The organism is Candidatus Palauibacter sp. (assembly GCF_965208055.1).
GTDB lineage: Bacteria > Gemmatimonadota > Gemmatimonadetes > Palauibacterales > Palauibacteraceae > Palauibacter.
Genome location: NZ_CBDBNY010000004.1, coordinates 1985700 through 2005986, shown reverse-complemented (window position 1 = coordinate 2005986; position 20287 = coordinate 1985700). Strand labels below are relative to the sequence as shown.

The window sequence follows — 20287 nt, the reverse complement described above, 5'->3', positions numbered from 1 at the left end:
GGAGCGATGCTTACGGACAGAGTTGGCAAACGCTCATTCGAGAAAGGAAGCACCCCGTGCAACAAGGCGAATCACGCGGGTCGCATGGATCGCGTACAGGGCGGAACGGGTTCAGTCTGGTGGAGGTCGCGGTCGCGCTGGCGGTTACAGGATTGGCCGCGACCTTCATCATCTCGCGCGGACCCCTCGACGGCTTCAGTCTGACCCGAGCCGCCCGGGTGGCGGAGTCGCAGCTCGCGTTGGCACGTCTCCACGCCATGGCGACCCATGCGCCGACTACGGTGACGCTCGCGGGAACCCGTCTCGAAGTATCGCGGCGCGGAGGGTCGTTGCTGTCTCGCGTCGATCTCGGGAGGCACGCACTCGGCCGGCTCGACTCGGTGCGGTTGCAGCCCTCCACTCTCCGTTTCAACGCCCGGGGGCACGGGGCCTCCGGCAGCGTCTACCTGTATCGCGGCGAGCGCGGCATTCGGCTGGTGTCGAACTTCCTGGGCCGGGTTCGCTCGGTACCTTTTCAACATTGAAGACCGCGGGCTTCAGTCTGGTGGAGGTCCTGCTGGCCATCGTCGTCACGTCCGTCGGGGTCCTTGGAGCGGCGGGCGTTGCGCTCGGGATCGGTTCCCTGGCGCTCCGGGCGGAGTGGGATACGGAGCACGCGCTCGCGGGACGAAACGCCGTGGAGTCGCTCGTCCGGGCCGGACATGCCGCCGCCGTCTCCCACACGAGTACCGTCGATATCGGTGGACGTCGATTCGACATCTCGCACGACGTGACCGCGCCGCTGCCGCGGCTCAAGCACGCCCGCGTGACCGTGTCGCTGCCGCCGGCCCCGGCGGCGGCACTCGAGATCGTCCTCTCGCGGCCTCGTCCGTTGCCCGCGGCGCCATGAGCGTTCCGCGCCCCCTGACGCCCGCCGGGTCATGCCGCCAGGAAGGGTTCACGCTTGCCGAAATGCTCGTCGCGCTCGCTGGCGCCGGTCTGCTCGTCGGCCTGCTCATCGGCCTGCTGGGGAGTCAGAGCCGCTTTCACCTGCGTAATGAGGACGCCATCCAGGCCTCGCAGATCGCACGCGCACTGGCCGACGGAATGGGAGCGGAGATCCGCAGCGCCGGGCCGGGCGACCTGCTCCTTGCAACGCGCGACACCGTGTCCCTGCGCGTCGTCGTGTTGAGCGCGGTCGTGTGCGACACGGTGAGCAGCGGCTCGATCGATCTCTTCGCCTACGATTCCATCGCCGCCAACCTTCAGTCCGGGTGGCGCGGCACGGCGTTCTCCGAGCCGTACTCGGCGGACTGGGTCTACGCGGACGGGTTTACGCCCGTCTCAAGTGTCTCGGCGGCGGCGGAGACCGCCTGCCGGGCGGCGGGAGCGGATCGGGCGAACCGAATGCCGACCCGGTGGTTCCGGCGCACGAGCGGCTGGAACGGGGGCTTCGGTACGACGCCCGTACCCGGCTCGCTCGCTCGCGTCTATGGACGGCTCACCTACGCCATCCGCCGATCCGGTTCCGAGGCGGGGACGGTATCCATCCGGCGCAACGGCCAGGAGTTCGTGTCCCCACTCGAGCTGGGCGCGGCGTTCGAGTACCGGCTGTCGAGCGGCGCCATCCAGGCCGGCGTAGCGCCCGCGGATCTCTCCCGCGTGCGCGAAGTTCGGCTGACCGGCACGGCCATCGGCCGCAACGGTCGCGCGGCGGGCCGGCGGGTCGTTTACGCGATGTCGCTCCGCAACTGAGCATGAGGAGACTCGGGTTGCGGCGCCGGAAGACGACCGTCGGGGTCGATGTCGGCAGTGGCTTCAGCAAGGCCGCGGTGATCGACCATGGCCAGAGCGGGCCACGCCTGACGGGGCTCGCGACCGCTCCGAACGAGGCGGATACCGAGCGCGGCGGGACGATCGGGGATCCGGAGCGTGTCGCCGACACGCTCTCCTCGATGTTCAGGCGGGAGCGAATCAAGCCCCGCGATGTGGTCATCGGCATCGGGGGCCGCGATGTGCTCAGCAAGGTGATCGAAATCGACCGGATGGATGAGGCGGAGGCCCGCGCCGTGATGCCGTGGGAAGCGGAACAGCACGTCCCCTTCGACATGAAGAACGCGGAACTGGACTTCGCGATCATCGATCCGGACGGAGAAGGCTCGACGATGAGCGTGCTGCTGGCGGCGGCGAAACGCGACGTCATCGAGACGCGGGTCGCACTCCTGCGGCGGGCGGACCTGAACCCGACGACGGTCGACGTGGAGGCTCTGGCCCTTCGCAACGCGTTCGAGGCGAACCATCCGGCGGCGATGAAGGATGTAACCGTGCTGGTGGACATCGGGGCCCATTCGACCGCCATACACCTGCTCCGGAATGGGCTTCCGCTGCTGACCCGCGAACTGGCCATCGGGGGCCCGACTGCAGACGGGCTGGATGAGTGCGCCCGCCGGATCGCACGCGGTATCGACCGGGCGGGGGCGTTCGTCGAGACCGGACCGGGGATTGCACGCGTATACCTGTGCGGGGGAGGAGCCACGGTGTCCGGTCTGGTCGAGATCCTCGCAGAGACGACAAGAGTGGAGACGCGTCTCGCGAACGCGTTCGCACGCATCGAGGTCGCGCCCGACGTTGCGGATCGGACGGATCTGGGCTCGGTGGCGCCGATGCTCATGCTCTCGGTCGGGCTGGCTCTTCGGTCTCCGGTCCGGGGAGGCTGAAGGTGAGAGAGCGGGTACGGCCATGATCGAGATCAATCTTCTCCCCGAAGCTCTGCGCCCGCGGCAAGGGATCGCGACCGATGGGCGCGGCGATGGCCGTCTCCGCATCGACTTCTGGGGCGTCGCGCTGTTGATCTCGGCACTGACCATCCCGCCGGGCGTGATCGCGCTATGGCGATTGCAGCGGGCCGAAGCCGGCGAACTCGCGGTGCGTCTTGAAGCAGCGGTGGCGGACTCGGCGCGACTCGCCGAACTCCGGGCGGCCAGCGACAGCCTGACGGAGAAATCTCGCGAGATCCGCGAGCGCGTCGCCCTCGTCGAACAATTGGACCGCGACCGATTCGCGTGGCCGCACATGATGGACGAAATCAGCCGCGCCCTCCCGCCGCCGGCCTGGCTTACTTCTCTGCGCCAACTGTCGCCGCCGCCCGACCTTGCGGTCGAAGTTCAGGGGATTGCGGGCAATCCGCTCGCGATCACGGAATTCGTCCGCACCCTCGACACCTCGGACTACATTGCCGATGTGAGGATCGTCGGCAGCCAGCAGCAGGGATCCGATCCCGATCAGGTCTCCCGGCAGGCCTTCACCCTCGTTCTTCGCTTCGCCCATGCGTCCGCCTCTCGGCGAGTCGAACCGACGTGACCGTGCTACCGAGGGATCCCCGCGCGCAGTACCGAGCGCTCGGACTCGTACTCCTGCTGGGCGGCGGGACGGCCTTCCATCTGCACTTCTGGAACCCGCGCAGCGTGGAATTGGCCGGGTTGGCGGAGCGGGTCGAGCGGACCGAGCGAGCCAACGCCCTCGCCGGGCTGCAGGACGGCAACCTGGCCGAGATCCACGAGGATCTCGTACTCGGCGAACGGCAACTCGCGGTGCTGAAGCGGCTCATTCCGCGAGAGGGTGAAGTCGAGGCCATCTATGAAGCCATCGCGGCCGAAACACAGTCGCTCGGGCTCGAACTGGTCCGCGCGCTGCCCTCCGATCCCGTGGCCGACTCCACCGGCTACTTCGTGCGGCAGCAGTGGGCGCTCGAGGTGGAGGGGGGGTACCACGATGTGGGACGGTTCCTGACGCAAGTCGCCAGCTTCGCCCGGATCGTACGGCCCGAGGTCGACGAGATCGTACCCTCCCGCATCACGGACTCGGGACGGCAACTCGTTCACGCGCGCTTCAGCCTCGAGACCTTCGTGCTTCCGCCGGAAGACGCCGTCTCGTCGGAGGACGGATGATTCGCAGGATTCTCGCCGTGGTGCTCGCCACAGCGTTCCGGGCTGGTCCAGCGGAGATCGCGGCGCAGACGCGGCCGCCGATCTACGAGCGGGAGATCTTCTCCTACCATGCCTTCGAGCGACGCGACCCGTTCCTGCCGCTTCACCCCGACACGCAGGCGGGGCCCCGTTTCGGAGACCTTACGCTCTCCGGCGTGCTGTACCACCCGCAACTCGGAAGCGTTGCGATTCTGACCGATCGAACGACGGGCCGTCGATACCGTGCCCGCGAACGCGACATCATCGGCACGGCCCGGGTCGTGCAAATTCGCATTGAGGAGGTGGATTTCGTGATCACGAGCTTCGGGGTCAGCCGTCGGGAGACACTGCGGGTGAGGCGTGAACGGAGGACAGGCGGATGATCTCCCGAGCCGTTGTCGCCTTCGCCGCGGCGGTTGCGGCCGCGTCTCCAGCCGAGATGCGGGAAGTGAGGATCGCTTCCGAGGGGACGGAGACCGAGATCACGGTGGTCGTCGGAGGACCGGCGACGCCCCGCCACATGATGCTCGCCAATCCTCCGCGGCTCCTTCTGGACCTGCAGGGGGTGAACCGGGGACTGGCGCGCCGCCACTACGACCGGATCGACCGCGGCGGAGTTATCGGCATCCGTTCAACCCAGTTCCGGCCCGAGACGGTGCGGCTGATCTTCGACCTCGATCGGGAAACCGCCTACCGGGTAACCGCGGACTCCGGCGCGGTTCGCGTGACCTTCGAGAACCCGGGGCCGCCCTTTTCTCCCTGGTCCACGACGGAAGCTCGGGGGGTTGCCGGGCCGCCGCCGGTCGTGCAGGAGACCGAATCGCGCATCTCGGTGGTGTACGACAGCGCGAGCATGCTCGACGTCCTCGCCGGTTTCTCGGAGTTCGCGGACATCTCGGTCGTCCCGAATGGAGAGGTCGCGTCCGTCGTCGTTCGAGGCATCGACATCCGCGACCAGCCGTGGGACGTGGCGCTGAACGCGATCCTGTCCGCCCAGAACCTCGGCTGGCACAGGACCGACAGCGGGATCATCGTCGTCGACTGGCTCGAAAACCTCCAGGCGCGGGATCAACTGCTCAGCGAAACGCGCGTGATCCGCATCAACTATGCGCAAGCGGACTCGGTGGCCGAGACGCTCCGCCAACTGGCGACGCCCGATCGCGGCCAGGTCGTGTCGTTCGCCGGCAGTAATACGGTCATTGTGACCGACGCACCATCCGTCGTCGCGCGGATGGACACGATCATCGCGGCGCTGGACCGACGTCTGCCCCAGGTGGCGATCGAGGCGAAGATCGTGTTTGTCGACCGGACGGATGTACAGCAACTGGGGATCGTGTACGACCTCAAGGAGCGGGCCGGCGGCTTCGTGGAACAGGGCATCAACGACGTCATCTCGGCGCCCGACCCCAACTCGCCGCCTCAATTCGTCGACGTGGATGGCGACGGAACGGTCGATCAGGGGTTCGTCAAGCGGACGAACGAAACGCTCGTGAGCCTCGGAGGCACGGCGGTCGCGGCGCTGGCGAACGCGAACGATCGCCCGATCAAGCCGGCGCTTCAGATCCTGACGGCCGTGGCGTTCGGCGAGTTCTCCCTCTTCTCGTTCCTCGAAGCGCTCGAATCGCAGCAGTTGTCGGACGTGCAGGCGGCGCCCTCGATCCGTGTCGTGGACCACGCGCACGCCAGGATTCAGGTGGGCGAACGCACCCCGATCCGGGTTCTGGAGCCGGGAGCCCAGACCGAGTCCGCGCGCGTCAACGTCGATTTCGAGGACACGGGGATTATTCTGGACGTCGTCCCGCACGTGACGAACAACAATCAGATCCGGCTGGAACTGATGGCTGAACGGTCCGGGCTGAAGCTCGGACTCTCGGATGTGGGCTTCGTGTTCGAGAAACAGATCGGCGAGACGACGCTGCTGCTCGATGACGGTGAGACCGCCGTGATCGGCGGACTTACGCTGAGCGAGGTGAGTCGGAGCCGCAGCGGGATTCCCGGGCTGATGAACCTCCCGCTGATTGGAAATCTGTTCCGGAGCACGAAGGAGAATGAGGTGAAACAGGACCTGATCATCCTCGTTACGCCGCACATCATTCATCGCCAGCCGGACGGACGGTAAGGGGGCGGTAAGGGGCTGGCGGGGGCCGTCAGGGGGCCGGCAGGTTGCGGCTCCCGCCTCGGCGCATCCTTTTCCCGCCGTTGGAACGGCCGTTCGATGAGGAGAGATCCACGCGATGTTCATGCGACTGTCATGCGATGTTGACGCGATGAGGACAGGATGCTGAGGTGTCTGAGGTTGACGACGGCGGGCGAAACACACGGCCCCGCCGTGGTCGCCGTGCTGGAAGGGATCCCCGCCGGGTTGGCTCTGAGGCCCGGCGATGTCTCGTTCGAGCTGGTCCGCCGCCAGGGAGGGCACGGCCGGGGCGGCCGCATGAGGATCGAGAAGGATGTGGGCGAGATCTTCGGCGGTGTGCGGCTCGGCGAGACCCTCGGGTCGCCGATCGCGATCCGGATCCCCAACCGCGATCACAGGAACTGGCGCGCGGCGATGGCGATCGACGCGCCGGAGGTGGACGACGACGAACTCCTGCGCCGGGTGTACCTGCCACGGCCGGGACACGCGGACCTCGCGGGGATGCTCAAGTACGGGAGGGAGGACGCGCGCGACATCCTCGAGCGGGCCAGCGCGCGGGAGACCGCCGCACGCGTTGCCGCCGGGGCCGTCGCCAAGCGCCTGCTGGCCAAATTCGGCGTGCACGTCGAGAGCCACGTGGTGTCGATCGGTCCGGTGTCGATCCCGCCCGGACTGCCGCTGCCGGAGGATCTGTTCGCCGTGACGAACGCGTCGCCCGTGCGCTGCATCGATGCGGACGCGTCGGCCGCCATGGTCGACGCGATCGATGCCGCCCGCCGCGCCGGGGATTCGCTGGGGGGCGTATTCGAGGTTGTGGCGCGCGGCGTCCCGGTGGGGCTCGGGAGCCACGTCACCTGGGAGACCCGCCTGGGGGGCCGCATCGGCGGGGCGATGATGTCGATCCACGCCATGAAAGGCGTCGAGATCGGCATGGGCTTCGAGGCCGCGCGCCTCCGGGGGTCGGAGGTGCACGACGAGATCGAGCGGGATCCCGCCCTCCCCGCGAGCGGGGGCTATCGGCGGCGCCGGAACAATGCCGGCGGACTCGAGGGGGGGATGACGACGGGGGGCGACATCGTGGCCCGCGTCGCCATGAAGCCGCTCAGCTCGCTCCGGCGCCCCCTGGACAGCGTGAACACCCGGACCGGCGAGCCCGCCAAGGCGCTCCTGGAGCGCAGCGATACGTGCTCCGTGCCCGCGGCCGGCGTCGTCGGAGAGGCGATGATGGCGCTCGTGCTGGCCGACGCGTGGATCGAGAAGTTCGGCGGCGACAGCGTCGCCGAGATGCGGTCCAATATGGACAGCTACCTCGCCCGGATCGGGACGTGACGCGGTGGGCGTGCCGCGCAAGATCTGGCTCGTCGGGCTCTCCGGGGCGGGGAAGAGTACGATAGGACCGCTCCTCGCCCGGCGGCTGGGGTATCGCTATGTGGATCTGGACCGTGAGGTCGAGGAGTTGGCGGGGGCGACGATCCCTCACTTGTTCCGCGTCGGCGGGGAGGCCGAGTTCCGGCGCTTCGAGGCCCGGGCCGCGTCGCGAGCGGCACGGATGGCGGGTGTCGTCGTCGCGACCGGAGGAGGGTGGATGGCGCGCCGGGACATCGACCGTACGTCCGGTGGCCGGGTACGCGTCTGGTTGCGCGTGCGCCCCGAGACCGCGATCCATCGCCTCTCCGGGGAAGGCGCCGAGGTCCGGCCGCTGCTGGCCGGACCCGACCCGGCGGCCGCGCTCGCCGCCCTGCTCGCGGCGCGGGAGGCCGCCTACGCGGAGGCCGAACTGGCGCTGGAGACGGATGGACGGGAACCGGAAGATGTCGTGGAGGTAGCGCTGAGATGTCTGCGGCGTCTCGCCCCCCGCCCGCCGGCGGACCGGGAAGGAACGGTGGAAGGAACCACGGAAGGACCACAGGAGAGTTGAGAGGCCGCACGTGAATCTCGTCATCGTGGAGTCGCCCGCGAAGGCCCGCACCCTGGAGTCGTATCTCGGGGCCGGCTTCAGCGTACAGGCATCCGTCGGGCACGTCCGGGACCTCCCCAGGAGCGGCCTCGGCGTCGACGTCGAAAAGGGGTTCGAGCCGGAGTACGTCACGATCGAGGGGAAGGAACCCGTCCTCCGGAAGCTGCGCGCGGAGGCGGCGAAGGCGGATTCCATTCTCCTCGCCACGGACCCCGACCGCGAAGGCGAGGCGATCGCCTACCACATTGTCGAGGCTCTGACCGCGCGGAAGCGGTCGCTTCGAGAGCGGTTCCGCCGCATCACATTCAACGAGATCACGAAGAATGCCGTGCTCGCGGCGCTCGAGCAGCCGGGAGAGATCGACCTCCCCCGCATCGAAGCCCAGCAGGCGCGCAGGATTCTGGATCGCCTCGTCGGGTACAGGGTCTCCCCGCTCCTGTGGAAGAAGATCAAGCCCGGACTCTCCGCAGGCCGCGTGCAGTCGGTCGCCGTCCGCCTGCTCGTCGAGCGCGAACGGGAGCGGCGCGCCTTCCGGAGCGGGACCTGGTGGCGGCTGCGCGCCCACCTCGCCGCGAATGGGCACGTTTTCACGGCCGATCTGGCTGCGCTCGACGGTGTGGCGATCGCGAGGGGCCGGGATTTCGATGAACGCACCGGCGCGCTCAAGTCCGGCCGCAAGGTTGTCCTGCTGGACCGGGAACGCGCCGAGGCCCTCCGCGCGCGGTTGGCCGACGCGACCTTCAAGGTCGTCAAGCTGCAGGAAAAGCAGTCGAAGCGGAGCCCGTATCCTCCGTTCACGACCGCGACCCTCCAGCAGGAGGCCAACCGCAAGCTGAACCTCGGGGCCCGGGACACGATGCGGATTGCGCAGGCGCTCTACGAGGCCGGCCATATCACCTACATGAGGACCGATTCCGTCACATTGTCCGAAGCCGCGATCACGGCGATCCGAAGCCGCGTGGCGGCCCGGTACGGAGAGGAATACCTGAGCTCTGCCCCGCGGCGCTACAAGACGAAATCCCGCTCCGCCCAGGAGGCCCACGAGGCGATTCGCCCGTCCGGCACCGACATGCGCACGGCCGCCGAACTCGGACTCACCGGCCGGCAGAAGGCGCTCTACGAACTGATCTGGAGACGTGCGGTCGCGACGCAGATGGCGGATGCCCGGCTGCGGCACCTGAACGTGCATGTGGACGCGGAGGAGGCGCGCTTCCGCGCCGCGGGGAAAGTCATCGAGTTCCCCGGCTTCTTCCGCGCCTACGTCGAAGGCTCCGACGACCCGGACGCGGCGCTGGAGAACCAGGAAACGGTCCTCCCCGACATGCGGGAGGGTCAGGCACTCGAGAACCGCAAGCTGGAGAGTCGGAAGCACGAGACGAAGCCGCCCCCCCGCTTCACGGATGCGGCGCTCGTGAAGGAACTGGAGGCGGACGGCATCGGGCGCCCCTCCACGTACGCCGCCATCATCTCGACCGTCGTCGATCGAGGGTACGCCGTGCGACAGAGCAAGCAACTCGTGCCCACCTTCATCGCGTTCGCGGTGACCGGTCTCCTGGAGGATCACTTCCCGAACCTCGTCGACACCGGGTTCACCTCCGAGATGGAGGAGGCGCTGGACGAGATTGCACGCGGCAACGTGGACTGGCGCGCGTACCTCGGGGAGTTCTACAGCGGCGGGAACGGTCTCGAAGCGCGACTTGTCGAGCGCGAAGCGGCCATCGACCCGCGCGAGGCCTCGACCGTCCGCCTCCAGGACCTCACCCCCCGCGTGCGGATCGGCCGTTATGGCCCCTTCCTCGAACTCGAGCGCAACGGTGATCGGCTCACCGCGTCCCTCCCGGAGGATGTCGCCCCGGCCGACCTCAGCGAGGAGCAGGCGATCGATCTCCTCCAGAAACGGGCGGAAGGTCCGGACCGGCTGGGAGAGGACCCCGATTCCGGAGAGGCCATCTACCTCATGGAGGGGCGCTACGGCCCCTACGTGCAGCAAGGCGAGAGGACGGACGGGAGGAAGCCGAAACGCGCCTCCCTCCCGAAGAACGTTCAGCCGGAGGATGTGTCGCTGGCGATGGCGCTCAAGCTGCTCGCCATGCCCGCCCCGCTCGGCACGCACCCGGAGAGCGGCGACCCGGTGAAGGTGGGGATCGGTCGCTACGGTCCGTACGTCGTCCACCAAAAGGATTTCCGCTCGCTGGCGGAAAACGACGATCCGCTCGAGATCACCTTCGAGCGCGCCATGCAGTTGCTCTCCGCGCCCAAGACGCGGGCCCGGCGGGCGAGCGCCACACCGCTGCGGGAAGTCGGCGCGCACCCCGATGACGGCGAGTCGATCGCAATCTACAAGGGTCGCTACGGCCCCTACGTCAAACACGGCAAGACGAACGCTTCGCTGCCCAGGGGGACGGAGCCCGATGAGGTCACGCTGGACATGGCGCTGGACCTGCTGAGGAAGCGGAAGGAGCGCGACGCGACCAGAAAGGCGGGTGGGCGGCGCGGCGGCCCCCGCAAGAAGTCGTCGAGAAAATGACCGGGACGTCCGCGCCCACCGGTGCGCGAGCGCGAGCCCGGCGCGCCTGGGTCGAGGACTTCCTCCGCTACGCCCGTGCCGAGCGACGGCTGTCCCTCAACACCGTGTCCGCGTACCGTCGCGACCTCGACCAGTTCGAGGCCTTCGTGAGCGCGTACGAGGGAACACGCGACTGGTGCTGGGCGGACGTACATCGGGTGTCCATCCGTTCCTTCATGGGAGACCTGGAGTTGCGCGGGCTGAAACGTTCCTCGATCGCCCGCAAGCTTGGCGCGGTGCGCGCCTTCTTCGCCTTCCTCCAGCGCACGGATCGGGTGGAGGCCAGCCCGGCCCGGCTCGTGCGCACTCCCCGCCGGGACCGGACGCTGCCCTCCTTTCTGAGCGAAGAGGACGCGCGCGAACTGCTCGATTCGGCCGGCGAGGCGGCGCGGCGGGACGGATCCGCGGTGGCGCTGCGGCGCTGGGCCCTCCTCGAGGTGCTCTACTCGTGCGGACTGCGGCTGGCGGAAGTGCACGGCCTCGACGTGACCGCCGCGGACCTCGGTGCCGGGCAGATTCGCGCTCTCGGCAAGGGGGGCAAGGAGCGCATCGTCCCGCTCGGCCGGCGCGCCTCGGAAGCGCTCGGCGCCTACTTCGGCAAACGTGGGGAAAGCACCTCCCGCGCCGCGTTCCTCTCCGTTCGCGGCACCCGCCTCTCGCGGCGGCAGATCCAGCGCGACGTGACGGCCCAACTTGCGCGGGTCGCGGACGGTGACCGGCTGACCACACATTCGCTGCGCCACTCCTTCGCGACCCACCTTCTCGATCGGGGGGCGGACCTCGTCTCGGTGAAGGAGATGCTGGGACACGCGAGTCTGAGCACGACCCGGATCTACACGCACACATCCGTGGACCGCCTCAAGCGCGTACACTCCCGGGCCCATCCGCGCGGAGGAGAATGAAGAGAATGATACGAGCCACGACGATCCTCTGTGTCCGGGTCGGAGGGGAGGTCGCGATGGCGGGTGACGGTCAGGTGACCATGGGCGAAACCGTCGTCAAGGCGAAGGCGAACAAGCTCCGCACCATGCGCGATGGCCGGATCCTGGCGGGCTTCGCCGGCGGCGTCGCCGATGCCCTCACCCTGTTCGAGAAGTTCGAGGCGCAACTCGAACGCTACCCTCGCCACCTCACGCGCGCCGCGGTGGAACTCGCGAAGGAGTGGCGGAGCGACCGCTACCTCCGGCGGCTCGAGGCGCTGCTCGCCGTCGCCGACCGGGAGACGAGCCTGCTCATCGCCGGCACGGGAGAGGTCATCGAACCGGACGACGGCATTCTCGCGCTCGGTTCCGGAGGGCCGCACGCGCTCGCCGCCGCGCGGGCCCTCGTCCGCCGGACGGAGTTGCCGGCCGCGGAAGTCGCCCGGCAGGCCCTCGAGATCGCGGCGGAGATCTGCGTGTACACGAACCGGGAGATCACGGTGCTCGAACTCCCGGGCAGCGCGGACGGCAGCGCGGACGGCAACGCGGACGGGAACGGAAACGAACCATGACGACCAGCGATGGCGGGGGAGTGACGCACCGCCCCGATATCAGCCCCGCCCCGGATCCCGGCGACCCCGGAATCGCGGCGGCGCTCACCCCGCGACAGATCGTCGAGGAACTCGACCAGTACATCATCGGACAGGACGAGGCGAAGAAGGCCGTCGCGATCGCGCTCCGCAACCGCTGGCGGCGGCAGAACGTCGACCAGGGGATGCGCGAGGAGATCCTCCCCAACAACATCATCCTCATCGGCCCGACCGGCGTGGGGAAGACCGAGATCGCCCGCCGTCTCTCGCGGCTTGCGGGCGCTCCGTTCATCAAGGTCGAGGCCTCGAAGTTCACCGAAGTGGGCTACGTCGGCCGCGATGTGGAATCGATGATCCGGGATCTCGTCGAGATCGCGATCAAGCTCGTGCGCGAGGAGCAGGAAGCCCGGCACGGTGAGATCGCCGACCGGCGAGTCGAGGAGCGCCTCCTCGACCTGCTGCTTCCTCCCGTGGCGGAGGGTGAGCCCGTGGCGGGTTCCGGCGGGGACCCGCAGCGGCAGTTCGTCGTGTCGCTTGCGGGACACGCATCCGAAACCCGCTCCGACGAGCCTTCCGAGCAGCGCAAGCATCGCACGCGCGAGAAACTCCGCGGCCTCCTGCGCGACGGCATGCTCGACGAACGGGAAGTCGAAGTCGAGGTCAGCGAAAGCTCGATCCCCATGCTGGATGTGGGCGGCGGCATGGAGAGCGTGGACTTCAACATCGGGGAAGTCCTCAAGGGGGTACTGCCGAAGAAGACGCGCCGCCGCAGAGTCACCGTAGCGGACGCCCGCCGGATCCTCCGCTCCGAGGAACTCGCGAACCTGGTGGACATGGAGGAGGTCACGGAGCAGGCGCTGCGCCGAACCGAGAGTATGGGGATCGTCTTCCTCGACGAGATCGACAAGGTCGCCGGGAAGCACGGCGGCGCGGGACCCGACGTTTCGCGCGAGGGCGTGCAGCGCGACCTCCTGCCCATCGTCGAGGGGTCCACGGTCCAGACGCGTTACGGGATGGTCCGCACGGACCACATCCTGTTCATCGCGGCCGGGGCGTTCCACATCGCGAAGCCCTCGGATCTGATCCCCGAACTGCAGGGCCGGTTCCCGATCCGCGTGGAACTCGAGAGTCTGGACGCGGAGGCTTTCACGCGCATCCTCCAGGAACCCCGCTACGCCCTCCTCGCGCAGTACCGGGCACTCGTGGAGACCGAGTCCGCCCGGCTCGAGTTCGAGGAGAGCGCGGTCCGCGAAATCGCCCGCATCGCGAGCCACGTGAACGAAAGGACGGAGAACATCGGCGCCCGGCGTCTCCATACCGTGCTCAGCACACTCCTGGAGAAGATCCTCTTCGATCTGCCGGAGGCGCGGGCGAACGAGACGATCACCGTCGACGCGGACTTCGTGCGGGATCGTCTGTCGCGCATCGCGGACGACGAAGACCTGAGACGGTACATCCTCTGAGCGGAGACCCGAGGGCACACGAAGCCATGGACCGGACCCGACATTTTCTCTCGATCGCCGACTGGGCGCCCGAGCGGCTGCGCGAGGCGCTCGATCTCGCCGACCGCCTCAAGGCCGACCCCGGCGCGGCGGGCCGTCCCCTCACCGGGAAGACGCTCGCGATGATCTTCACGAAGAGTTCGACCCGTACCCGGGTGTCCTTCGAGGTGGGGACGCACCAACTGGGCGGGCAGGCGCTCTTCCTGTCCGCGCGCGACATCCAGATCGGACGCGGGGAGCCGCTCTCCGATACGGCCCGTGTCCTGTCGCGCTTCGTGCACGGAATCATGATCCGGACGTTCGCGCAGGCCGATGTCGAGGCGCTGGCCGAGCACGGTTCGATTCCCGTCATCAACGGCCTCACGGACCTGCTGCACCCCTGCCAGATCATGGCGGATCTGCAGACCGCGCGCGCGGAGTTCGGCCCCGACCTCTCGGGGCGGACCGTCGCCTGGATCGGCGATGGCAACAACGTGGCGAACTCGTGGTTGAACGCGGCGGCGAAGCTCGGCTTCCGACTCCGTCTCGCCTGCCCGGAAGGTTACGATCCGGACCCCGCGATCCTCGCCGCCGCGGGACGCGCGACGCAGGTCGATCTCTTTCGGATGCCGGCCGAGGCGGCCGAGGGGGCGCACGTCGTGACGACGGATGTCTGGGCCTCGATGGGACAGGAGGAAGAGGCCGCGGAGCGTGCGCGGGCCTTCGACGGATACCATGTGGGCGCGGAGATCATGGCCCGGGCCGCCGATGATGCGATCTTCCTCCACTGCCTGCCCGCGCACCGGGGCGAGGAAGTCGCGGCCGAAGTCATCGACGGGCCGGCGTCCCGCGTCTGGGACGAGGCGGAGAATCGGCTCCACTCGCAGAAGGCGATCCTCGCCATGCTCATGGGAGCGGCATCGTGAAGGACCTGAAAGAAACCCCGCTATTCGAAGAACACGTCCGCCTGGGCGGAAAGATCGTTCCCTTCGCCGGGTACGCGATGCCCGTCCAGTACCCGACCGGGATCCGGGCCGAGCACCATGCCGTGCGCGAGACCGCGGGCCTGTTCGACGTTTCCCACATGGGAGAGTTCCGCGTCCGCGGCGAGGACGCGCGGGCGTTCGTGGCCTACGCGACGACGAACGACCCCTCGCGCCTGGAGCCGGGAGACGCCCAGTACAGCGCGATGTGCCACGAGACCGGCGGCGTCATCGACGACCTCATCGTCTACTGCATGGGCGAGGCCGATTACCGGCTCGTCGTCAACGCCGCCAACCTGGCCAAGGACTGGGCGCACCTCAGCGGGCTCGCGCGGGGCTTCGACGTCGAGATGACGGACGAGAGCGATGAGATCGCCCTCCTCGCCCTCCAGGGACCCATGGCCGAGGTGATGCTGGCGCCGCTGACGGACCAGCCGCTGGCGGAGATCGAGTACTACCGGTTCGTGCACGGCGAGGTCGCGGGCGCGCCGTGTGTCATCAGCCGGACCGGCTACACGGGGGAGATCGGGTTCGAACTCTATATGCCGAACGCGCACGCGGTGGCGACGTGGCGGGCGCTCGTCGCGGCCGGCGCCGTCCCCACGGGCCTGGGGGCCAGGGACTCGCTCCGGCTCGAGATGGGGTACGCGCTCTACGGCAACGACGTGGACGATGAGACGACCGCGCTCGAGGCCGGACTCGGGTGGCTCGTGAAGCACGCCAAGGGTGACTTCATGGGCGCGGAAGCCCTCGCCGTCCAGCGCGCCGCCGGTCTCGCCCGCAAGCTGCGCTTCCTGAGACTGCTCGAGCGGGGCTTCCCGCGGGCGGGTTACGAAGTGCGATTCGACGGGGAGGCGGTCGGAAAGGTCCGAAGCGGGACCGTGAGCCCTTCCATGGGGCACGGAATCGCGACCGCCTACCTGCCGGTCGACGCGGGCTTCGGCGACGCGGTGGAGATCATGATTCGGGGGAAGGCGATCGCGGCCGAAGTCGTGCGCCCGCCCTTCTATCCGCGCGGATCGCTGCACCGGATCGCCCCGCGGATCGCCGTCGTGACCATCTCCGACGGCGTGTACGCCGGCGAGCGCGAAGATGGTTCCGGAGATCTCATCCGGAAGTGGATTCGGGGGCGCGCCTACTCGCTGTCCGGCGCGGATGTCGTGCCCGATGAGAGTGACGCGATCGCCTCCCGCCTCCTGCACTGGTGCGATGTACGGGGGGTCGATCTCGTCCTCACGACCGGCGGAACCGGACTTGCCGCGCGCGACGTGACGCCCGAAGCGACGCGCACCGTCCTCGAGCGCGAGGCGCCGGGGATTGCCGAGATGCTGCGCCGCGTCGGCGCCGAATCCACGCCCTACGCCGCGCTCGGCCGCGGGCTGGCCGGAGTCCGCGGCGAGACGCTCCTCATCAACCTGCCCGGGAGCCCGGGCGGCGTGTCCGACGGCCTCGCCGCCCTCGAACCGGTGGTCGACCACGCGGTCGACCTGTTGCGCGGCGACACCGCGCACACGTCGCCAGGCGGCTGATGGCGCGCGTCTTCGTCGACGGGCGCGCAGTGGAGGCCGCCATCGCCGTCCGGCAGGCCGCGCAGGCCGACGGGCACGAGGTCGAGTTCGTGGAGTCCGTGCGCGAACTCGATGGACGGCTGGGTGGCGCGGCAGAGGTCGCCCTCGTCCTCACCGGTCCTCCCGACGAGTCACGCGCCGCCGCGATGCGCGGCCTGTTCGAGGCGGAGATTCCGCGCCCGCCCGTGCTCGGACTCACGGAGGAGACCCACCCGGACGCGCGTCGGCGGCTGGCACGGTCCTTCGATCTCGACGAGGCGCTCCCGGTTCCCATCGATCCCGACGAGATGCGGGTCGTCCTGCAGACGCACCTCGACCGCTACGACCTGCAGCGCAAAACGGGAATCATCGGACGCGCCGAGGCCGTGCGCGAGATCCTCGAGCGGGTGCACATGATCGCCCCCGTGATGAGCACCGTCCTCCTCACCGGCGAGAGCGGGACCGGAAAGGAACTCGTGGCGCGCGCCTTCCACCGGCTCTCCCCGCGGCGCGCCAAGGCCTTCATCGCGGTGAACTGCGCCGCCCTCCCCGAGTCGCTGCTCGAATCCGAACTGTTCGGGCACGAGAAGGGCGCCTTCACCGGAGCGACCTCACTGCGGCGGGGCATGTTCGAACTTGCCGATGGCGGTACGCTCCTCCTCGACGAGATCGCCGAGATGCCGCTCCCCACCCAGACGCGGCTCCTGAGGGTGCTCGAGAGCCGCCGCTTCATGAGGGTGGGCGGGGACCACGAGATCCAGGTCAGCGTGCGCGTCGTCGCCGCCACCAACCGCGACCTCAGGCAGGCGGTCGAGACGGGGGAGTTCCGCCGCGACCTGTACTACCGCCTCAACGTCCTCAACGTCCACATGCCGCCGCTCCGCGAGCGCCGCCGCGATATCCCCGTCCTCATCCGCCGCTTCATCTCGGAGTTCAGCCGGCAGCACGACCGGGAGTTCCGCGGACTCGCTCCGGAAGCGCTCCAGATCCTGCTCGACTACGACTGGCCGGGGAACGTCCGTGAACTCCGGAACCTGATCGAATCCATGGTCGTGCTCGCGCCCGGCTCCGTCATCCGCCCGGAGGACATCCCGCCGGAGATCCGGTCGGGCGGCGTGAGCCTCGTGCCGTCCCCCGCGCACGTCGCGCCTCCGGCCGACGCCGGCGCCGGATCCATCCCCGGTTCACCGCAACTCGCCTTCGTCTTCCGCACCCTCGTCGACCTCAAGGTGGACATCGATGACCTCAAGCGGGAGTTCGAGGCCTACAGGAGAGGCGACCGCCAACTCCTCGCGGCTCCCTCCCGGAGCGGGGCGGGGGAAGATATCGAAGACGCGATCGAGATCGACATCACCGACGCGGTCGACGCGTCCGATGCGGCCGGGGCCGCAGGCGCCTCGCCCGCCGGGGACGAAGTCGCCCCACCGACCGGGGACAGTCCCTACCCGGAGGACGCCGACACGATCGCGATTCGGCCCGGGATGACGATGGAGGAGATCGAGCGCGAGGCGATCATCGCGGTGCTCCGCCAGACCGGGGGAAACCGCCGGAAAGCCGCGCAGGCCCTCGGCATCGGCGAGCGCACGATCTACCGCAAGATCCGCAAGTACGGCATCGAACACTAGTGTCGCGTCCCGCCCTGGCGCGGGCCTCGTCACGCCGCCGAACCGGTCTCCGCGCGGGCCTTCAGCCCTCGTGCCACGTCGTTGAACCCGCGGCGCACGAATCCGCCGAAGAGCAGCATCACGAGCGGGATGAGAAGTCCGGCGAAATCGTCTGACGTCCGGTAGCGGCAGCGCCCTTCGCCGATGGCTTCGAGACGCTGCTCCCGCAGGGCCGAGATGAGGAAACGGTGGCCCATCGTCGTGCCCCAGGCGATGAGATGCGGCGGCTCGACGACCTCCATCCGTTCGACCTGCTTCAGTCTCCAGGGTCCCATCCTCACGTACAGGTCGACCCGCGAGCCGATCTCGAAGTCCGTGGCGACGGCGGGCGTGAACGGATTCCATTCGCCGTAGCGCTCGAAGTCGGTGAGGATGTCCCACGCCCGTTCGATCGGCGCCTCGATCTCCACGGGTTCCGAACTCACGTGTCCCTTGAACAAGGCGATGCCCTTCCGCTGCGATTTCACTCTGATTCACCCGTGGCGGACCGGTGCGGACCCTCTTCGCCGCCCCGGCCATGTCGCGCCAGCAGCGCCTCGCTCTCCCGCCACAGGCGCGCTCCCGCAGAGGCGTCCATCGCCGGCGCGGACATCTCCTTCTCCCGCGACGAGTCCGATCGGCTAGCCGGTCTCCGCCTTGGCGATGAGGGCGGCGATGCTCTCGCGCAGCGTGTCGACGCCGGCCCCGGTGCGCGCGGACGTCTCGACCAGCTGGTCCGCATCGAGCTCGAGCGCCTCGCGCAGCTTCTTCGTCGCCCGCCGACGCCCGGACCGGTTCAGCTTGTCCGTCTTCGTGAGCGCGAAGAGCGTCGGCGTCCCGGTCCCCCCAAGGAACTCGACCATCCGCTCGTCGTCCTCCGTGAGTCCGCGGCGCGCGTCCACGAGCAGCACGAGGCCGAGCAGCTTCGGCGTCCGGCGCAGGTATCCATCGATCAGCCGTCCCCACTTCTCCCGCACGGTCTTCGGCGCCTTCGCGAACCCGTAGCCCGGCAGATCGACGAGCATATAGCGGTCGTCGACGAGGAAGAAGTTGATCTCGCGCGTGCGCCCCGGCTGCTTCGAAGTTCGCGCGAGGCTCTTGCGCCCCACGAGACGATTGAGCAGGGAGGACTTTCCGACGTTCGAGCGCCCGGCGATCGCGATCTGTTGGAGGTCGCGCGGCGGCTTCTGTCCGGCCGCGCCCACCGCGCCGATGAACTCGGCCGTCCGGACCGGAGTAGTGACCCTACGCCTCCTTGCGCTTGGCCTCGGGCTCGAGGATGAGGAGCGGCTGGTTGCTCTCCTCGACGGTTTCCCGCGTGACGACGACCTCGCGGATATCCATGCGCCCCGGCAGGTCGAACATCACATCGAGCATGATGGACTCCATCACGGCCCTCAGCCCGCGGGCGCCCGTCCCGCGGTCGATCGTCTTGCGCGCGATCGCGCGCAGCGCCCCCGGGTCGAGCGTGAGCCCCACGTCTTCGAGTTCGAACATCTTCGTGTACTGCTTGAGCAGCGCGTTCTTGGGACGCTGCAGGATCTCCACCAGCGCATCCTCGTCGAGGTCGTGCAGCGCCACGAGCACCGGCAGCCGTCCGACGAGTTCTGGGATGAGCCCGTAGCGGAGCATGTCCTCGGGTTCGACGCAGGCGAGAAGGTTGTCCTCGTCGCTCGCGGCGGTCCCGGCGATGATGTCATCCCGGAACCCGATCTGCCGACGCCCCTGCCGTTCCTGGACGATCTCCTCGAGCCCGTCGAAGGCGCCGCCGCAGATGAAGAGGATGTTCCGCGTGTCGATCTGGATGTACTCCTGCTGCGGATGTTTGCGCCCGCCCTGGGGCGGCACCGACGCCACGGTCCCCTCGAGGATCTTGAGCAGCGCCTGCTGGACGCCCTCGCCCGACACGTCCCGCGTGATCGACGGGTTGTCCGATTTGCGCGCGATCTTGTCGATCTCGTCGATATAGACGATGCCGCGCTCGCACTCCGCCACGTTGTATTCGCCCGCCTGCAGGAGCCGGACGAGGATGTTCTCGACATCCTCCCCCACATACCCCGCCTCGGTGAGCGTCGTCGCGTCCGCGATCGTGAACGGGACCTGGAGAATCCGCGCCAGCGTCTGCGCGAGCAGCGTCTTGCCCACTCCGGTGGGACCGAGCAGCAGGATGTTCGACTTCTCGATCTCGACGTCGTCGACCAGGCTGCGGTGGTTGATCCGCTGGTAATGATTGTAGACCGCGACGGAGAGCGTCTTCTTCGCCAGCTCCTGCCCGATCACGTACTCGTCGAGCGTGCCCTTGATCTCCGCCGGCGTCGGGATCTCCGTGAAGCGCCCGCATTGTTCGCGTTCCTCTTCCTCGGCGAGAATCTCGTTACAGAGCGAGATGCACTCGTTGCAGATATAGACGTTGGGTCCGGAGATGAACTTCTGGACGGCATCCTTGGACTTGCCGCAGAAGGAGCAGCGCAGGTGCTTGTCGCTCGGCATCGTCGCCTCCCCTCGGTCCCCCGGGTTGC

Annotated in this window: 21 protein-coding genes; 17 read left to right on the top strand and 4 right to left on the bottom strand. The window is 68.7% G+C overall.

Annotation, left to right across the window (positions count from 1 at the left end):
• Window positions 1–56 precede the first annotated feature (56 nt).
• The 17 genes from ACOGXI_RS08835 to ACOGXI_RS08755 all read left to right on the top strand — a co-directional run bounded on the left by ACOGXI_RS08835 (window position 57) and on the right by ACOGXI_RS08755 (window position 17750).
• On the top strand, window positions 57–524 hold the full coding sequence (locus tag ACOGXI_RS08835) for a prepilin-type N-terminal cleavage/methylation domain-containing protein (RefSeq protein ID WP_419938493.1): 468 nt from the start codon (window positions 57–59) through the stop codon (window positions 522–524).
• Window positions 521–889: a type IV pilus modification PilV family protein gene (locus ACOGXI_RS08830; protein WP_419938492.1), complete on the top strand. Its 369-nt coding sequence runs from the start codon at window positions 521–523 to the stop codon at window positions 887–889. The genes ACOGXI_RS08835 and ACOGXI_RS08830 overlap by 4 nt, the downstream gene beginning before the upstream one ends.
• Complete coding sequence (locus tag ACOGXI_RS08825; protein WP_419938491.1) at window positions 886–1734, top strand: hypothetical protein; 849 nt, start codon at window positions 886–888, stop codon at window positions 1732–1734. Before ACOGXI_RS08830 ends, ACOGXI_RS08825 begins: the two co-directional genes overlap by 4 nt.
• A gap of 17 nt (window positions 1735–1751) precedes the next feature.
• A complete protein-coding gene (gene pilM / locus ACOGXI_RS08820) occupies window positions 1752–2696 on the top strand; it encodes a type IV pilus biogenesis protein PilM (protein ID WP_419938490.1) in 945 nt (314 codons plus the stop codon).
• 22 nt (window positions 2697–2718) lie between these two features.
• On the top strand, window positions 2719–3339 hold the full coding sequence (locus ACOGXI_RS08815; protein WP_419938489.1) for a PilN domain-containing protein: 621 nt from the start codon (window positions 2719–2721) through the stop codon (window positions 3337–3339).
• A complete protein-coding gene (pilO, locus tag ACOGXI_RS08810) occupies window positions 3336–3926 on the top strand; it encodes a type 4a pilus biogenesis protein PilO (RefSeq protein WP_419938488.1) in 591 nt (196 codons plus the stop codon). Before ACOGXI_RS08815 ends, pilO begins: the two co-directional genes overlap by 4 nt.
• The gene (locus ACOGXI_RS08805; protein WP_419938487.1) at window positions 3923–4327 is read left to right on the top strand and encodes a hypothetical protein; all 405 of its coding nucleotides are present in this window, start codon (window positions 3923–3925) and stop codon (window positions 4325–4327) included. The genes pilO and ACOGXI_RS08805 overlap by 4 nt, the downstream gene beginning before the upstream one ends.
• Window positions 4324–6063 carry a secretin N-terminal domain-containing protein gene (locus ACOGXI_RS08800; RefSeq protein WP_419938486.1) on the top strand — a complete coding sequence of 580 codons (1740 nt, stop codon included), beginning with the start codon at window positions 4324–4326 and terminating at the stop codon, window positions 6061–6063. The genes ACOGXI_RS08805 and ACOGXI_RS08800 overlap by 4 nt, the downstream gene beginning before the upstream one ends.
• Before the next feature lie 159 nt (window positions 6064–6222).
• A complete protein-coding gene (gene aroC / locus ACOGXI_RS08795; protein ID WP_419938485.1) occupies window positions 6223–7410 on the top strand; it encodes a chorismate synthase in 1188 nt (395 codons plus the stop codon).
• 10 nt (window positions 7411–7420) lie between these two features.
• Window positions 7421–7999, top strand: coding sequence for a shikimate kinase (locus tag ACOGXI_RS08790; RefSeq protein ID WP_419938484.1), 579 nt, complete (start codon window positions 7421–7423; stop codon window positions 7997–7999).
• A gap of 10 nt (window positions 8000–8009) precedes the next feature.
• Complete coding sequence (gene topA, locus ACOGXI_RS08785; protein ID WP_419938483.1) at window positions 8010–10565, top strand: type I DNA topoisomerase; 2556 nt, start codon at window positions 8010–8012, stop codon at window positions 10563–10565.
• Complete coding sequence (locus ACOGXI_RS08780) at window positions 10562–11506, top strand: tyrosine-type recombinase/integrase (RefSeq protein ID WP_419938482.1); 945 nt, start codon at window positions 10562–10564, stop codon at window positions 11504–11506. Before topA ends, ACOGXI_RS08780 begins: the two co-directional genes overlap by 4 nt.
• A 5-nt stretch (window positions 11507–11511) precedes the next feature.
• The gene (gene hslV, locus ACOGXI_RS08775; protein ID WP_419938481.1) at window positions 11512–12096 is read left to right on the top strand and encodes an ATP-dependent protease subunit HslV; all 585 of its coding nucleotides are present in this window, start codon (window positions 11512–11514) and stop codon (window positions 12094–12096) included.
• Window positions 12093–13577 carry an ATP-dependent protease ATPase subunit HslU gene (gene hslU / locus ACOGXI_RS08770; protein WP_419938480.1) on the top strand — a complete coding sequence of 495 codons (1485 nt, stop codon included), beginning with the start codon at window positions 12093–12095 and terminating at the stop codon, window positions 13575–13577. Before hslV ends, hslU begins: the two co-directional genes overlap by 4 nt.
• A gap of 26 nt (window positions 13578–13603) precedes the next feature.
• A complete protein-coding gene (gene argF, locus ACOGXI_RS08765; protein WP_419938479.1) occupies window positions 13604–14521 on the top strand; it encodes an ornithine carbamoyltransferase in 918 nt (305 codons plus the stop codon).
• The gene (gene gcvT, locus ACOGXI_RS08760) at window positions 14518–16107 is read left to right on the top strand and encodes a glycine cleavage system aminomethyltransferase GcvT (RefSeq protein ID WP_419938478.1); all 1590 of its coding nucleotides are present in this window, start codon (window positions 14518–14520) and stop codon (window positions 16105–16107) included. The genes argF and gcvT overlap by 4 nt, the downstream gene beginning before the upstream one ends.
• Window positions 16107–17750, top strand: a complete 1644-nt coding sequence (locus ACOGXI_RS08755) for a sigma-54 interaction domain-containing protein (protein ID WP_419938477.1) — start codon at window positions 16107–16109, stop codon at window positions 17748–17750. Before gcvT ends, ACOGXI_RS08755 begins: the two co-directional genes overlap by 1 nt.
• 29 nt (window positions 17751–17779) lie before the next feature.
• Here the strand turns inward: ACOGXI_RS08755 and ACOGXI_RS08750 are convergent, their stop codons facing one another.
• From ACOGXI_RS08750 to clpX, 4 genes are read right to left on the bottom strand one after another with little or no spacing between them, the layout of a single operon-like run.
• Window positions 17780–18256 carry an SRPBCC domain-containing protein gene (locus tag ACOGXI_RS08750; protein ID WP_419938476.1) on the bottom strand — a complete coding sequence of 159 codons (477 nt, stop codon included), beginning with the start codon at window positions 18254–18256 and terminating at the stop codon, window positions 17780–17782.
• Window positions 18253–18381, bottom strand: a complete 129-nt coding sequence (locus ACOGXI_RS08745; RefSeq protein ID WP_419938475.1) for a hypothetical protein — start codon at window positions 18379–18381, stop codon at window positions 18253–18255. Before ACOGXI_RS08745 ends, ACOGXI_RS08750 begins: the two co-directional genes overlap by 4 nt.
• Before the next feature lie 28 nt (window positions 18382–18409).
• Complete coding sequence (gene yihA / locus ACOGXI_RS08740) at window positions 18410–18982, bottom strand: ribosome biogenesis GTP-binding protein YihA/YsxC (protein WP_419940181.1); 573 nt, start codon at window positions 18980–18982, stop codon at window positions 18410–18412.
• 31 nt (window positions 18983–19013) lie between these two features.
• The gene (gene clpX / locus ACOGXI_RS08735; RefSeq protein WP_419938474.1) at window positions 19014–20258 is read right to left on the bottom strand and encodes an ATP-dependent Clp protease ATP-binding subunit ClpX; all 1245 of its coding nucleotides are present in this window, start codon (window positions 20256–20258) and stop codon (window positions 19014–19016) included.
• Between the last annotated feature and the right edge of the window lie 29 nt (window positions 20259–20287).